12 protein-coding genes and 1 riboswitch are annotated in these 15,410 nt (G+C 65.4%); of the genes, 7 read left to right on the top strand and 5 right to left on the bottom strand.

What is annotated here, in order from left to right; translation table 11 throughout:
• Positions 1–16 precede the first annotated feature (16 nt).
• Entirely contained in the window at positions 17–1,570 is a 1,554-nt protein-coding gene (locus GDN70_RS14795; protein ID WP_152102720.1) for an alpha/beta hydrolase, read from the bottom strand.
• A 149-nt stretch (positions 1,571–1,719) separates the two neighbouring features.
• Here GDN70_RS14795 and mddA point away from each other — a divergent pair, with 149 nt between their 5' ends.
• From mddA to GDN70_RS14780, 3 genes are read left to right on the top strand one after another with little or no spacing between them, the layout of a single operon-like run.
• On the top strand, positions 1,720–2,502 hold the full coding sequence (mddA, locus tag GDN70_RS14790; protein ID WP_152102719.1) for a methanethiol S-methyltransferase: 783 nt from the start codon (positions 1,720–1,722) through the stop codon (positions 2,500–2,502).
• Positions 2,499–3,476: an NADPH:quinone oxidoreductase family protein gene (locus GDN70_RS14785; RefSeq protein WP_152102718.1), complete on the top strand. Its 978-nt coding sequence runs from the start codon at positions 2,499–2,501 to the stop codon at positions 3,474–3,476. The genes mddA and GDN70_RS14785 overlap by 4 nt, the downstream gene beginning before the upstream one ends.
• An 8-nt stretch (positions 3,477–3,484) precedes the next feature.
• On the top strand, positions 3,485–4,237 hold the full coding sequence (locus GDN70_RS14780; RefSeq protein WP_028142827.1) for a hypothetical protein: 753 nt from the start codon (positions 3,485–3,487) through the stop codon (positions 4,235–4,237).
• Positions 4,238–4,334: 97 nt separating this feature from the next.
• Here GDN70_RS14780 and GDN70_RS14775 read toward each other — a convergent pair whose 3' ends face one another.
• Positions 4,335–5,774, bottom strand: a complete 1,440-nt coding sequence (locus GDN70_RS14775) for a DUF1254 domain-containing protein (RefSeq protein ID WP_028142826.1) — start codon at positions 5,772–5,774, stop codon at positions 4,335–4,337.
• Between the two features lie 356 nt (positions 5,775–6,130).
• Positions 6,131–7,330, bottom strand: coding sequence for a TrmJ/YjtD family RNA methyltransferase (locus tag GDN70_RS14770; protein ID WP_038948071.1), 1,200 nt, complete (start codon positions 7,328–7,330; stop codon positions 6,131–6,133).
• Between the two features lie 349 nt (positions 7,331–7,679).
• On the opposite strand from GDN70_RS14770, the gene GDN70_RS14765 reads away from it, so the two are divergent.
• Positions 7,680–8,894, top strand: a complete 1,215-nt coding sequence (locus GDN70_RS14765; protein WP_028142824.1) for an NADP-dependent isocitrate dehydrogenase — start codon at positions 7,680–7,682, stop codon at positions 8,892–8,894.
• Positions 8,895–8,989: 95 nt separating this feature from the next.
• Complete coding sequence (locus GDN70_RS14760) at positions 8,990–9,490, top strand: DUF3455 domain-containing protein (RefSeq protein ID WP_038971640.1); 501 nt, start codon at positions 8,990–8,992, stop codon at positions 9,488–9,490.
• 4 nt (positions 9,491–9,494) lie between these two features.
• Here the strand turns inward: GDN70_RS14760 and GDN70_RS14755 are convergent, their stop codons facing one another.
• Positions 9,495–10,721, bottom strand: a complete 1,227-nt coding sequence (locus GDN70_RS14755; RefSeq protein WP_038971639.1) for a cyclic nucleotide-gated ion channel — start codon at positions 10,719–10,721, stop codon at positions 9,495–9,497.
• 4 nt (positions 10,722–10,725) lie between these two features.
• Positions 10,726–13,407, bottom strand: coding sequence for an alanine--tRNA ligase (alaS, locus tag GDN70_RS14750; protein WP_038971669.1), 2,682 nt, complete (start codon positions 13,405–13,407; stop codon positions 10,726–10,728).
• 233 nt (positions 13,408–13,640) lie between these two features.
• A riboswitch (glycine riboswitch) is annotated at positions 13,641–13,729 on the top strand.
• A gap of 144 nt (positions 13,730–13,873) precedes the next feature.
• On the opposite strand from alaS, the gene gcvT reads away from it, so the two are divergent.
• Positions 13,874–15,022: a glycine cleavage system aminomethyltransferase GcvT gene (gene gcvT, locus GDN70_RS14745; protein WP_038971638.1), complete on the top strand. Its 1,149-nt coding sequence runs from the start codon at positions 13,874–13,876 to the stop codon at positions 15,020–15,022.
• A gap of 10 nt (positions 15,023–15,032) precedes the next feature.
• Positions 15,033–15,401 carry a glycine cleavage system protein GcvH gene (gene gcvH, locus GDN70_RS14740; protein WP_038971637.1) on the top strand — a complete coding sequence of 123 codons (369 nt, stop codon included), beginning with the start codon at positions 15,033–15,035 and terminating at the stop codon, positions 15,399–15,401.
• The last annotated feature ends 9 nt before the right edge of the window (positions 15,402–15,410 follow it).

Genomic DNA, 15,410 nt, shown 5'->3' with positions numbered 1-15,410 from the left:
CAATGGGAGTGGTGGGTTACGCCCTCCGAAGCGGCAACGCATCCGTGAATCGCTTGATGGCAGCCAGCACCGGCTGCTGATCACCCGCGAAGAACCAATGATCGTTGCCGTCGAGCTCGACAAACTCCGCACCGCTGATCCGGCTCGCGATATCGCGGCCGGCCGCGATCCGCACCGCCTGGTCGCCGCGCCGGTGCATCACCAGGGTCGGCACCGTGATCTGAGCCAGGAGATGCCGCACGTCGGCGTCGCGAAAGGCCTCGAGCACGGCCGAGATGCCGCCGGGACTGGACGCCGCGCGCAATAGCCCGGCCCACCAGGCGCGCGCCTGCGGATCGCCGGCCAAACTCGGCGCAAAAGTCTCGATGCCGACCGGGCCGCCCCACTGCGCGACGAGCTGCCTGCTCCAGGCGTCATACTGGCTGGCGCGCAACGCGTACGGATAGTCCTCCGCCCAACATCCCTTGGCCAGTGCGCCGAACAGGATGAGCCCGGCCACGCGGCGCGGCTCATCGATCGCAAATTTGACGCAGGCCGGCCCGCATTCGGAGGCGCCGAACAGCACGACGCGGCGGGAATCCACCGCCCGCAGCACGGTGCCGATATCCTCCGCGGTGACGTCGATCCCCGGGGCCGATCCGACCCGGTCGGACAGCCCGATCCCGCGACGATCGAAAACGATCAGCCGTCCAAGCTTCATCAACGACGCCAGGAACGTCCGGCTTGCAGGGCTCTCCCAGGCCCGCTCCACATGCGACACGAAGCCGGGCATCACCAGGATATCGAGCGGGCCGCTGCCATAGGTTTGATACGCCAGATGCACGCCGGCGCCCTTCACATAGCGCGTGGTTGGAACAGCGTGCAGCGCCGTTGCGGGACTCATCAGCGCCTCGGTCTCGGCTTCCGGCGCAACCCCGAGTTCGTCCCGCAGCCGCTGTGTCATTGCAGCATGCTGACGTTCGGCCGCGCTGCGGTCGCCGGCCAGCAGAAGGCTGCGGATCAGATGCCGGCCATAGACCTCGCTGAGCGGATCGAGTTCAGCCAGGCGTCCCGCATGCGCGGCCGCGGCAAAATGGTCGCCGGCGGCATTCTTGTCCTGCACGAGACGCTCGAGCGCATGCATGAGCCGTCCCCTCAGCGCCTCCCGGCGAAAGAACGCCCAATCGTCGAATTCAGGGCAATCGTCGAGAGCGAAGCCCGCAAGGAAGTCGCCGCGACAGATCCGGCAGGCCGCTTCAAAGTCGCCGCGGTCGCAGGCGCTCTCGAATGAATGCGCATCGGCCTTCAGCACGGTCGCCGGAGACCACCGCACGCTGGTGCGGTCGGTCTCGAATACCGGCTGACCGAGCGCGAGCTCGACGCGATGAAGCAGCCGCCGCAGCCGCGCAAGGCCCGTCTCGCGATCGGTCTCAGGCCAGAGCAGCGTGGCAACGACGTCGCGCGCGACCGCCGCCTTGGCCTCCGCCAGATAGACGAGCAGCGCAAGACCCTTGCGCAGGTTCAACTTGATCGGACGGCCGTCAGCATGGACCTCCGGGAACCCGAATGTCTCCAGCGAGAAAGCCGTCATGGAAATCCTCTCTCCCCCTCGGGACGTCCCCAGGGGACGCACAGGGGACGGCGCCGCGGTAGCCATGGGCCCAGATCGAGCCGGCTCGCCGGCGACCGCCTTGAGCTCTGCATGCGGCACCGCTGGATCAGGCACAATAGGAAAAAACCATGTTCTCACGCCTCGCAATCCTGCTCTACGCAATCGTGAGCTATGCCGTATTCACGCTGTCCTTCCTCTATGCACTCGGTTTCGTCGGCAATTATGTCGTACCGAAGTCGATCGATCAGGGGACCGACGTCGGCAGCCTGACCGAGGCCATCCTCGTCAACCTGCTGCTGATGAGCCTGTTTGCAATCCAGCACAGCGTCATGGCGCGCCCGGCCTTCAAACGCTGGTGGACCAAAGTTCTTCCCGTGGCCTGCGAGCGCAGCACCTACGTGCTGCTCTCCAGCCTCATCCTCCTCCTGCTGTTCTGGCAGTGGCGTCCGATCCCGATACTGGTTTGGCAGACCAGCGGAATCGTGGCGTGGTGTTTGACCGGCGTCCATTGGCTCGGCTGGCTGATCGCATTCGCCTCGACCCACATGATCGATCATTTCGACCTGTTCGGCCTGGGCCAGGCCTTCTCGGCGCTGCGCGGGACCGAGCCGGAGGATCACTCCTTCAAGGCGCCGCTGCTCTACAAGATCGTGCGGCATCCGATCATGCTCGGCTTCCTCCTCGCATTCTGGGCCACGCCCGAGATGACCGCCGGCCATCTGCTGTTCGCGCTCGCGAACACCGCCTATATCCTGGCCGCGTTGCAGTTCGAAGAGCGCGATCTGATCGCGGAGTTCGGGGAAACCTACCGGCAATATCGCCGCCGCGTTCCGATGCTGGTGCCGCGCCTTTTCGCGCGGACCCGGACGAAAGACCAGGACGTGGCCCGGAGCATCGGAGCGCCCCGATGAAAGCCATTCTGTGCCATTCGTTCACTGGTCCCGGCGATTTGCGCCTCGGCGAGATCGATGCGCCCAAGCCTGCCGGCGATGAGATCCTCATCGACGTCCACGCGGCCTCCGTCAGCTTCATGGACCAGTTGCTGGTCTCGGGTCTCTACCAGCTGCGACCGCAGACGCCCTTCGTGCCCGGCACGGAAGCCTCCGGAACCGTCGTCGCGGTCGGCGGCACGGTGACAAGGTTCGCGTCCGGCGATCGCGTGGCCTGCAGCAGCTGGACCGGCGGCTACGCCGAACAGATGATCGCGAAGGAGTCGAAGACCGTACGCCTGCCTGACGGCGTCGCGTTCGAAGCGGCGGCAACCATCCTCCACAATTACGGCACGGCCTATCATGCGCTGGTCGAACGGGCACGAGCCGAGCGCGGCGAAACGCTGTTCGTCACTGGCGCTGCCGGCGGAGTTGGACTTGCCGCCGTCGACCTCGGCCGGCATCTCGGCCTGCGCGTCGTCGCCGGTGTCGGCTCTGACGACAAGGCGGCCCTGGTCCGCGGCTACGGCGCCAGCGAGGTCATCAACTATCGCAGCGAGGATCTGCGCGACCGGATCAAGTCGATCACGTCAGGAGACGGCATCGATGTCGGCTTCGACAATGTCGGCGGTGGGATTTTCGAGCAGATGGCCCGGCTGATGAAATGGGGCGGACGGCTGATGCCGATCGGCTTCACCGGCGGCGAGATTCCCTCCATCCCGATGAACCTGCCGCTGTTGAAGAACTATTCCATCATCGGCGTCTTTGCCGGCGCCTGGGCGGAGAAATTCTCCAACGAGGCAGCGCGCATGAACGCCACGCTGATGCGATTGCTGGCCGAAGGACAAATCCGCCCGCATATCGACCGCGTCCTCCCTTTGGAGGAGGCCGGCGACGCCATGCGCGCCGTGGCCAACCGGACAGTTCAGGGACGAATTGTGCTCAAAATCAGATAGAGTGCGCCATGGCTTCGATCATCATCGACAAGCGCTATTGCGGTCCTCCGAACTCCGGCAACGGCGGCTATGTCTGCGGCCGGCTCGCCCGTCACATTCCCGGGGCTGCAGAGGTGACGCTGCGCGCGCCGCCCCCGCTGGACTCGCCGCTCGATGCCATCGCGACGGACGACGGCACATGGGAGCTTCGCGATGGCGGCAAAGCCGTCGCCACCGCCCGCGCCGTGAGCGTCGAGCTTGCGCAGATCGAGACAGCTGACTTGCTGGAAGCACGTGCGGCCGAATTGCATGCGCTGTCCAGGCCGCACGAACATCCGCTGCCACACTGTTTCGTCTGCGGTCCCGCAAGGGCGAAGGGCGACGGCCTGCGCATCTTCGCCGGCCCGCTCCGCCGTCAAGCACAAACTCCCGTTCTCGCCGCGAGCTGGGCACCCGATCCGAATCTCACGGCCGGGGATGGCCTCATCGCGCCCGAATTCCTCTGGTCCGCGCTCGACTGCCCCACCGGCTTTGCCTGCAATTACGATCAGCAGAGCGGCAGCTTCGAGAAGACCCCGCTCCTGCTCGGACGGATGTCAGCCCGCATCGAAGCGCGCCCCCGCCCCGGCGAGCTCTGCATCGTCACGGCCTGGCCCACCGGCCGCGACGGCCGCAAGCGCACGGCCGACGCCGCGCTTCATGATGAAGCCGGCAGATTGCTGGCGTTGGCGCGGACGACATGGATTGCGGTGGAGCGCGACGTACAGCTCGGGCGCGGGTAATTCGCCGCCGACGGACATGCGCAGGCGGCGGTCGGGGTATCCGGAAACAGCATCTCGCCTCCCGCGCCATCGTTCACCGGCTGAGCAGGATATCTCCCTAGCTGCTCGTCACTTGCCGGACGGGAGGCGGCTTCCAGGTCCCGTTGACGATCGAGGGTGACTTCTCGTTCGGCCAGTACATCCGCAACATCAGGACGAACTTGCCCGCCGGCGCGGGAAGCCAATTGCTCTCCTTGTCGGGGCCGGGACTGTCCTTCTGGATGTAGAGATCGACCGAACCGTCCGGATTGGCTTTGAGATTCTGGCGGGCGCTGATCGACTGGCGGTTGATCGGATTGGCGACGAAGAAGTAGTTCTCGTCATACATCGTGATCGACCAGAAGCCCCCGACCGGAGGAAGCTGCCCCTTCGGGAAACGCATCACGTATTTGTTGCTGCCGACGTACTCTTTCCCGTCGGCGTCCTTCTGGGATGTCGGATAGCACGCATCCTGGATCCGGTTGGCGCCAAGGCCGATGGCCGTGACAAGCGCACGGTTGAGATAATTGGTGCCGTAGATACCGGCTTCGCTGTCGAAGGCCCAGCCGTTGATGTTCTTGATCGCCTTGTTGACCTTGAACTGGAGCATGATGCGGTCGAATGCCACCTGCGGGACGCGCTTGGCGAAGGCAGCATCGAATTTGCTCGCGTCAAAATCCTTGCCGGGGACAAGACCGATCTTCGCGAATTTGGCGACCTCAGCTGCGTCGGCGGCGGCCGGCGGATTGCGCTTCATCAATTGCGCGAGAAGGGTGAAATAGGCCGCGGCGTCCAGGCGGTTGACCTGCTCGCGCACCGCCGTCTTCATGTCGATCGACGCATCGACCTTGCCTGCCGGGGGCGTAAAGGACTTGTCGTATGCGCTGAGCGGCACGAGCTTGAACTGGTCCTGCGCGGCGTGCACGGCCGCGTAGTCCTCCGGCGTACCGGTGCAGTAGATGCGGCCCAAGATCCACACCATGCACGTGGGGGATTTGTATTCCTTGACGCCGGCGGGAAGCGTTCCCTTCCAGCCCGGGCCGGTGATCGCATAGGTCTGCGCCTTGGTGCCGGTGGTGCGCTTGCCAGGCACCTGGAAGACATTGGTCCAGCCGTCCAGCATCGGAAACAGGAAGTAGCGGTCCTTCATGTCCGGCATGCTCAGGACCCAGGGCTCGTCTCCCACGTCGATCCAAGCCGTCGTGTAGAGCGTATCGGCATTGGGTGCCGTGACATCCTTGAAGGTGGCATCAGGGTACTTACGGAGCTTGACGAATTGCCCCATCGGCCCGCGCGTGCCTTCCACCGCCGCAACGTTCGTCATGACCCGGCGGGTCATCTCCATCGTCACGAGAGGATATCCGTAGATATAGGCATCCTGGGCGAGCCAGAAATCTTCGCCGCCCTCCAGGGCCCTGACAACAGGACCGTCAAACTCGGCACGTGCGGTGCGGGAAATCGCGAGCGCCGATACAGCGGCGCTGAAGGCGGCAAGTGCTTGGCGACGGCTGATTGACATATCGAACCCTCCCTGTTGCCTCAAAACCGTAACGGGCGGGGTTCGATGTTCCTTGACATGCATCAATGGGGCTGGATGGTCTTGGGCGCAGCGCCGTTCGCTCGCCTGGGCGTGGCCGCCACGCCTGCGTCAACTGGCGGTAGAGGTGGTGGTTACGCCAACGCTAGCCTTCCCTAGACGACGTGTGCTCTTGGCACTCCCAACTCGTAGGGCGGGCAAAGGCGCGTAGCGCCGTGCCCACTACCTCTGTCTGAGCTTCGTCGATCGACATAGGTGGGCAAGCTTCCGCCTTCGCTCTTCGAGCTACGGCGGACAAGCCGCTTTGCCCACCCTACGAGACCGGCGCTCGACGACAGCTACGTGCTCTGCTCCATCATCCCCTGCAGCCGCACCAGCTCCGCCTCGAGATCGCGCTCGATGTCCGCCGCCCGGATCTCCAGCACCCGATAGTCCCGCGCCTCGAGCCACGTCCGCCTTCCTGCGCGATCAGCGGCAATCGCCTCGCCCTCGCCCGGATTCACCAGCTCGATCGCGATCCGATGCGGGAACGAGACGAAGTCCGGGATGTGGCGGCCGACCGGGGTCTGGCGCTTGAACTGGCCGGCGAAGCGACGGTCGCGGGTCAAAGCCTGCCAGAGCAGACGCTCGGCGTCGGTCGGGTTGCGGCGAAGCAGGCGGGCGAGGCCGCGCACAGTGGAGCCGCTGTCGGGCACGCCGCCGCCCTGCCCGTGCTCGGCCAAAAGCGCGCGCAGGCGCGTCGCCTGCTCGCCATCGAGCACGCCTCCCTTGGCCGGGCCCTTGCGTCCCTCGGCGATCGCCATGATCACGCCGTGCAGGGTGTGCATGTCCTGCTTGGTCGGCTCCATCCGACTGAAGATGTTGCGCAGGTTGACCAGCATGGTGTCGCGCTTCTCGGCGGGGCGCAAAAATTCCACCTTGTCGAGTTCGCGGATGAGGTTGTCGAAGAACGCCTGCATCTGGTGCTGCGAGGCGCGCTCGGAGCGCTCCGGCATGGCGTGCGGCAGTTCGCCGGACGTTGCTCGCTTGAACCATTCATAGCCGACCAGCAGCACGGCCTGGGCGAGGTTGAGCGAGGCGAAGCCCGGATTGACCGGGAAGGTGATGATGCGGTTGGAGAGCCCGACCTCCTCGTTGGTCAGGCCCCAGCGCTCGCGGCCGAACAGGATACCGCACCTGCCGCCGGTTGCGACGTGACCCGCGATCTCGCTGGCCGCCGCCTCCGGCCCGACCACCGGCTTGGCCTGGTCGTGGGGACGTGCGGTAGTAGCGAACAGCAGGTCGAGGTCGGCGACCGCCTGCTCCACCGTCTCGAACAATTCGACCTTTTCCAGAATGTGGTCGGCGCCGGCCGCGGCGCGCTGTGCCGCGATGTTGGGCCAACCGTCCCTGGGGTTGACGATGCGCAAGGCGCCAAGGGCAAAATTTCCCATGGCGCGTGCGGCCATGCCGATGTTTTCGCCGAGCTGCGGCTCGACCAGGATCACGATGGGACCGTCGAGGGACAAACCCGCCTTGCTCTTGTCAGTCCCCGACATCTCGTTTCGCTTTCACTCTTCGTCTCAAGGCCTTGCCAGGGCACTCTCAGGAATTGATTCAAGCCGGCCTTTCCCAAGTCGTCCTTGGGCCGGCCGGCGCTGTCCGCCTCGTTTGCCTGTCCTGACGAAATTCTCAAGGGAAATAACGGGTTGGAATCGACTTTTGAATCTCCTCCGGATCCTCGGATCCGGTCCTGCGGCAGGGCGGCCCTGCCCCCACGTCTGGGGAAGCTGGATGAGCTAAAAGTGCATAATCCCTTGGCTTTCGCCCGCCGCGTCCGGGTGCTAAGAGGCGGCGGATATTCCCGTGGCGCGCCAAAAGCGCCGTTCCCAAGAGGCTTCCCCGATCATGGCAAAAATCAAGGTATCCAATCCCGTCGTCGAACTCGATGGCGACGAGATGACCCGGATCATCTGGCAGTACATCAAGGACAAGCTGATCACCCCGTTCCTGGATGTCGAGCTGATGTATTTCGACCTGGGCATGGAGTACCGCGACCACACCAACGATCAGGTCACCATCGACGCCGCCGAGGCGATCAAGAAGGTCGGCGTCGGCGTCAAGTGCGCAACCATCACCCCGGACGAGGCCCGGGTGAAGGAGTTCAACCTCAAGCAGATGTGGAAGTCGCCGAACGGCACCATCCGCAACATCCTCGGCGGCGTGATCTTCCGCGAGCCGATCATCTGCAAGAACGTGCCGCGCCTGGTTCCCGGCTGGACCAAGCCAATCATCATCGGCCGCCACGCCTATGGCGACCAGTACCGCGCCACCGATTTCAAGTTCCCGGGCAAGGGCACGCTGTCGATGAAGTTCGTCGGCGAGGACGGCACCGTGATCGAGAAGGAAGTGTTCAAGGCGCCCGACGCCGGCGTCGCGATGGGAATGTACAACCTCGACGACTCCATCATCGACTTCGCCCGCGCCTCGCTGAACTACGGCCTGCTGCGCAACTACCCGGTCTACCTCTCGACCAAGAACACGATTCTGAAGGTCTATGACGGCCGCTTCAAGGACATCTTCCAGGACATCTACGACCGCGAATTCAAGAAGGAATTCGAGGCCAAGGGCCTGACCTACGAGCACCGCCTGATCGACGACATGGTGGCCTCGGCGCTGAAATGGTCCGGCGGCTATGTCTGGGCCTGTAAGAACTACGACGGCGACGTGCAGTCCGACACGGTCGCGCAGGGCTACGGCTCGCTCGGCCTGATGACCTCGGTGCTGCTCACCCCCGACGGCAAGACCGTGGAAGCCGAAGCTGCCCACGGCACGGTGACCCGCCACTACCGCGAGCACCAGAAGGGCAAGGAGACCTCGACCAACTCGATCGCGTCGATCTTCGCCTGGACGCGTGGCCTGTCGCACCGCGCCAAGCTCGACAACAATGCCGAGCTCGCCAAGTTCGCCAACACGCTGGAGAAGGTCTGCGTCGACACCGTCGAGGCCGGCTACATGACCAAGGACCTCGCGCTCCTGGTCGGCGCCGACCAGCGCTGGCTCTCGACCACCGGCTTCCTCGACAAGGTCGCCGAGAACCTGACCAAGGAGCTGGCGGCCTGAGCCGTCCGCAATTTCGCCCGACTGGGCCAGACATCATCACGGGCCGCGCAACAGCGCGGCCCGTTTCTTTTGAGACCTTGCGCGGAGATGCCACCATGTTCATCAAGCTTGCCGGCCCCACACTGCTGCTCGCGGCCCTGATCGGACCGGCCGGAGCTGCCGAGCCGCTTCCCGACGCCATCGCAGCACCTGGCGAGAGCGTGGTGGTGAGCCTTCACGCCGAGGGCGCGCAAGTCTATGAGTGCAAGGCCGCCGCCGACGGCAAGCTCGCCTGGGCCTTCCGCGAGCCGGTCGCGACGCTGCTGTCCGAGGGCAAGACCATCGGCCGCCACTATGCCGGCCCCAACTGGGAGCTTGCCGACAGCAGCGCCGTCGTCGGTAAGGCCATCGGCAACGCGCCCGGCGCAACGGTTGCCGATATCCCCTGGCTGAAGCTGGAGGTCACCTCCCATCGCGGCAGCGGCACCCTGACGCCCGTCACCACCGTCCAGCGCATCAACACCCATGGCGGCAAGCTCGACGGTGCGTGCGACAAGGCCGGCGAGTTCAGAAGCGCGCCCTACTCCGCCGAATATGTCTTCCTGAAGAAAGGCTGACCGCTCAGCGGTCGGTGTCGTCCTTCTCGGCCTGCGCCAGCTCTGCCGCCGCGAGATCGCCGCTGTCGGCGAGCCGCGCCTTGGCGGTGGTGTGGACGTGGTCGGCGAGCGTCGGCATGCGCGCGATCAAGGCATGAAAATCCTGGGCGTCGAGCACCAGGAGGCGCGTCTTGCGCGTCGCCGTCACCGTGCCGCTGCGTTTTGTCTTATGCAGCAGCGCGATCTCGCCGAAGAAGGTGCCGTCCGTGAGGTGCACATGCTGGCTCGGCAGCGCAATCTCGACCTCGCCGGCGGTGATGAAATACATCGACGAGGCCGCATCGCCGCGGCGGACCAATATCTCGCCCTGCTCGATGGTGCGCGCCCGCAACAGCCGCATGATGTCGGCGATCTCCGCGGCCGACAGATGCGAGAACAGCGGCACCCGCGCCAGCATGCCCCAGGTGACGACGAAATCGCGCCGCTTCACCTCTTCGGCAAAGGCGGTTGAGATGATCGCGACCGGCAGCGCGATCATGGCGAAGCCGCTGATGATGGCGAAGGTGGAGACCAGCTTGCCGAGCGGCGTCACCGGCACGACGTCGCCATAGCCGACGGTGCCGAGCGTCACGATCGCCCACCACATCGCCTGCGGGATAGTGCCGAGCTTGTCCGGCTGCACGTCGCGCTCGATGGCGTAGAGCAGCGAGGCGAACGTCAGGACCGCGCCGATCAGGATGACGATGCAGCCGATCAGCGCGCGACGCTCGGCATGCACGGCGGCGAGCAGCGAGCGCATCGCCGGCGAATAGCGGATCAGCTTGAAGAACGGCAGCACGCCGAGCGCCGCCAGCGTCGCGTGCCGGCCGGTGGCGAGCACGATGGAAGCGGGCAGGAACGCCATGAGGTCGATGATGCCGAGCGCGGAGAAGGCATAGCCGAGCCGGTCGGACAGCGCGGAGCCCTTGCGCTGGGTGTGGCCCGCCACCGTCCACAGCCGCGCGGCATATTCCAGCGCGAACACGAACACCGACAGAATGGTGATCGCGGAGAACACGACGCCGAACTGCGCGTCCAGCTCCGGCACCGAGGCGAGGATCATCGCGGCCACATTGAGCACGATGACGCCGATGATGACCTGGATGAAGCGCGACCCGGCTGAATAGGCCAGCGGATCGTGCTCCAGCAATTCGTACAGGCGATCCCTCAAGTTTGGATCGGCTGAGCCACGTCCTCGCGGAACGGGGCGCACGGCCTCACGCGCCCGCCATCGCTTTTTCGATCGCGCTCAGCGCCTCGGACGCCTTGGCTCCGTCAGGTCCGCCGGCCTGGGCCATGTCGGGCCGGCCACCGCCGCCCTTGCCGCCGAGCGCCTCGGAGGCGACACGCACGAGGTTCACCGCGTTGAAGCGCGCGGTGAGGTCCGCGGTGACGCCGACCACGATGCCGGCCTTGCCGTCCTCGGTGACTCCGACGATGGCGACGACGCCGGAACCGATCTGCTTCTTGCCGTCGTCGGCAAGGCTCTTGAGATCCTTCATCTCGATGCCCTCGACCGCGCGCGCCATCAGCTTGACGTTGCCGACCTCGCGCACGCCGCTGGCTGCGCCATTGCTGCCGGCCGAAGCGCCGCCGCCCATCGCCAGCTTCTTGCGGGCGTCGGAAAGCTCGCGCTCGAGCTTCTTGCGCTCCTCCATCAGCGCGTTGATGCGCGCCGGGACGTCGTCGAGCGAGGTGCGCAGCTCGTTCGCCGCGGTCTTGGCCAGCGCCATGGTCTCGTTGGCGTGCCTGCGCGCATAATTGCCGGTCAGCGCCTCGATGCGGCGCACGCCGGAGGCGACCGCGCTCTCGCCGGTGAGCGTGATCAGGCCGATATCGCCGGTGCGTCGCACATGCGTGCCGCCGCAGAGCTCGACCGACCAGCCGAGCGCGTTGGCGCCGCGCTCGCGCGCGGTCCGGCCCATCGAGACGACGCGGACCTCGTCGCCATATTTCTCGCCGAACAGGGCGCGCGCGCCGGCTTCGCGAGCCTCATCCACGCCCATCACACGCGTGGTGACCTCGTCGTTCTCCAGCACCACGTCATTGGCGATGTCCTCGACCCGGGCCAGCTCCTCCGCCGAGATCGGCTTCGGATGCACGAAGTCGAAGCGCAGGCGATCTGGCGCAACCATCGAGCCGCGCTGGGCGATGTGGTCGCCGAGCACCTGGCGCAGCGCCTCGTGGATGAGATGCGTCGCCGAATGATGCGCCCGGATCGAGGAGCGCCTGGAATGATCGACCTCGAGCTGCAGCGCGGTGCCGAGCTTGACTTCGCCGCTCTCCACCGTGCCGACATGCACGAAGAAATCGCCGAGCTTCTTCTGCGTGTCGGTGACGCGGAACTTGACGCCGCCCTCGCCCGTGAGCACGCCGGTGTCGCCGACCTGGCCGCCGGACTCCGCGTAGAACGGCGTCTGGTTCAGCACGATCGCACCGGTGTCGCCGGCCTTCAGGCTGGCGACCTCTGCACCGTCCTTCACCAGGGCAGAGACCACGCCTTCAGCGCTCTCGGTCTCGTAGCCCAGGAATTCAGTAGCGCCGAGCTTTTCGCGCAGCAGGAACCAGATCGCTTCGGAAGCCGCCTCGCCAGAACCCTTCCAGGACTCGCGCGCCTTGGCCTTCTGGCGCTCCATCGCATCGGAGAAGGAAGCCTGGTCGACGCCGATGCCGCGCGACTTCAGCGCGTCCTGCGTCAGGTCGAGCGGGAAGCCGTAGGTGTCGTACAGCGTGAAGGCGACGTCGCCATCGAACATGTCGCCCTTTTTCAAGGACGCGCTCTTCTCGTCGAGGATGGCGAGGCCCCGCGACAGCGTCTTGCGGAACCGGGTCTCTTCCAGCCGCAGCGTTTCCTCGATCAGGCTTTCCGCGCGCATCAGGTCGGGGTAGGCCTGGCCCATCTCGCGGACCAGCGCCCAGACCAGACGATGCATCAGCGGCTCCTTGGCACCGAGCAACTGCGCATGGCGCATCGCGCGGCGCATGATCCGGCGCAGCACGTAGCCGCGGCCCTCGTTCGAGGGCAGCACGCCGTCCGCGACCAGGAACGCCGAGGAGCGCAAATGGTCGGCAATGACGCGGAACGAGGCCACGGTCTGCTCATTCGGCCCGCTCCCGAGCGCGGACGAGGTCGCATCGATCAAATGACGGAACAGGTCGGTCTCGAACACGCTGTCGACCCCCTGCATGATGCAGGCCATGCGCTCGAGGCCCATGCCGGTGTCGATCGAGGGACGCGGCAGATCCACGCGCTCCTCCTTCGTCACCTGCTCGTACTGCATGAACACGAGATTCCAGAATTCGAGGAAGCGGTCGCCATCCTCTTCCGGCGAGCCCGGAGGTCCGCCCCAGATGTGATCACCGCGGTCGATGAAGATCTCCGAGCACGGGCCGCACGGGCCGGTGTCGCCCATCGCCCAGAAATTGTCCGAGGTCGGGATGCGGATGATGCGGTCGTCGGAGAAGCCCGCGATCTTCTTCCAGAGCCCGTGCGCTTCGTCGTCGGTGTGGTAGACGGTGACGAGCAGCTTGTCCTTGTTGAGCCCGAAGTCCTTCGTGATCAGCTTCCAGGCGAGCTCGATCGCGCGCTCCTTGAAATAGTCGCCGAAGGAGAAGTTGCCGAGCATCTCGAAGAAGGTGAGATGGCGCGCGGTGTAGCCGACATTGTCGAGGTCGTTGTGCTTGCCGCCGGCGCGCACGCATTTCTGCGACGTGGTGGCGCGCTGATAGGGCCGCTTCTCGACGCCGGTGAAGACGTTCTTGAACTGCACCATGCCGGCATTGGTGAACATCAACGTCGGATCGTTGCGCGGCACCAATGGCGAGGACGACACGATCTCGTGGCCGTTCTCGGCAAAGAAGTTCAGAAAGGTCGACCTGATCTCGTTGACGCCGCTCATGTTCATCCAATCGGGTGTGCTTGGACCCGCTATAGGCCATCCAAACCTGACATTTAGGCTGATATCTGCGGGCCACAGCGCTTTTAGACAAGGCCAGCTTCGCTGTCCAGAAACTGTGCAAGGAGATCAGAGGGTTGCCGCAGGCGCTCAATCCCCTTTGCAATCCCGTTGATAGGGCAAGCGGACGCGTTGACAGGCTTGGCCGCCCTGTGGTCTGTACCCATCTGTATCGTACGGCCACGTCGGGAGAGACCGGCTTTGGTGCCGGCGCCGAAGGAGCAACCGCCCCGGAAACTCTCAGGCAAAAGGACCGCGTGGCTTTGACAGCATCTGGAAAGAGGCGCCGACGGGTTTAGACCCGGATGGCTCCCGCCGACGGGATAATACTCTCAGGCACAGCGACAGATGGGGCTTCGACTGGTGTCCTCAGGGAATCGTCCCGGGGGAACCGCCGAGGGCCCCTGTGATGCTAGCGCGCGACGACCAAGATTCCCTGAAACGTACGCCCCTTCATGGGCTTCATGTCTCCCTGGGCGGCAAGATGGTGCCGTTCGCGGGCTATGACATGCCCGTGCAATACCCCGCGGGCGTCCTGAAGGAGCACCTCCATACCCGCAACGCAGCCGGCCTGTTCGACGTCTCCCATATGGGCCAGATCGCGCTCAGGCCGAAATCCGGCAGGGTCGAGGACGCCGCCCGCGCACTGGAACGGCTGGTGCCACAGGATATCGTGGCGATTGCGCCGGGACGGCAACGCTACGCCCAGTTCACCAACGCCGGTGGCGGAATTCTGGACGACCTGATGGTCGCCAATTTCGGTGATCACCTCTTCCTGGTCGTCAACGCCGCCTGCAAGGAAGCCGACGAGGCGCATCTGCGCGCGAATCTCTCTGGGGACTGCGGCGTCGATTCCCTCACAGACCGCGCACTGATCGCGCTGCAGGGGCCGAAGGCCGAGGCGGCGCTGGCGAAATTGTGTGCAGAGGCGCCCGCCATGAAGTTCATGGATTCCGGCCCCCGCAAGGTTGCCGGCCTCGACTGTTTCGTCTCGCGCTCCGGCTACACCGGCGAGGACGGTTTTGAAATTTCGGTTCCCGCGGCCGATGCCGAACGTCTCGCCAAAGCGCTGCTCGAAAACCCCGACGTGCTGCCGATCGGCCTGGGCGCCCGCGACAGTCTTCGGCTGGAAGCCGGGCTCTGCCTCTACGGCCACGACATCGACACCGCGACCACGCCGGTCGAGGCCGCGCTGGAATGGTCGGTGCAGAAGAGCCGCCGCAGCGGCGGCGCGCGCGCCGGCGGCTTTCCCGGTGCCGAAAAAATCCTCGCCCATTTCGACAACGGCGCGGCCCGCCGCCGCGTCGGCCTGCTCGCCCAGGGACGCGCGCCGGTGCGCGAGGGCGCGCTGCTGTTTGCTGACAGCGCGGGCGGCGAGCCGATCGGACAAGTCACATCGGGCGGTTTCGGCCCAAGCCTGAATGCGCCGGTCGCGATGGGCTATGTGCCCACCGCATCGAGCGCGCTCGGCACACAACTCTTCGCCGAGGTGCGCGGCCAGCGTCTGCCGGTCGCTGTCGCGGCCATGCCCTTCGTCAAGAACACCTACAAACGCTGAGGATTCGAGAATGACCACGACGCTGTACACCTCCGACCATGAATGGCTCGCCATCGAGGGCGACGTCGCCACCGTCGGCATCACCGATTACGCCCAGCAGCAGCTCGGCGACGTCGTGTTCGTCGAACTGCCCAAGGTTGGCCGCGTGCTGAAGAAGGCGGAAGCCGCCGCCGTGGTTGAGTCCGTCAAGGCGGCCTCGGATGTGTACGCGCCCGTGACAGGCGAAGTGCTCGAGACCAACGCCGAGCTCGCGGCCGAGCCGGCGCTGGTGAACTCGGAGGCGCAAGGCAAGGCGTGGTTCTTCAAGATCAAGATGGCCGACAGAAGCGAGCTCGGCGGCCTGATGGATGAAGCCGCCTACAAGGCGCACACGGCTTAAGGACGATGG

The organism is Bradyrhizobium sp. TM102 (genome assembly GCF_009176685.1).
GTDB classification, from domain to species: domain Bacteria; phylum Pseudomonadota; class Alphaproteobacteria; order Rhizobiales; family Xanthobacteraceae; genus Bradyrhizobium; species Bradyrhizobium ottawaense.
Note: the sequence above shows the minus strand (reverse complement) of the source record. Positions and strands in the feature narration are given on the sequence as shown.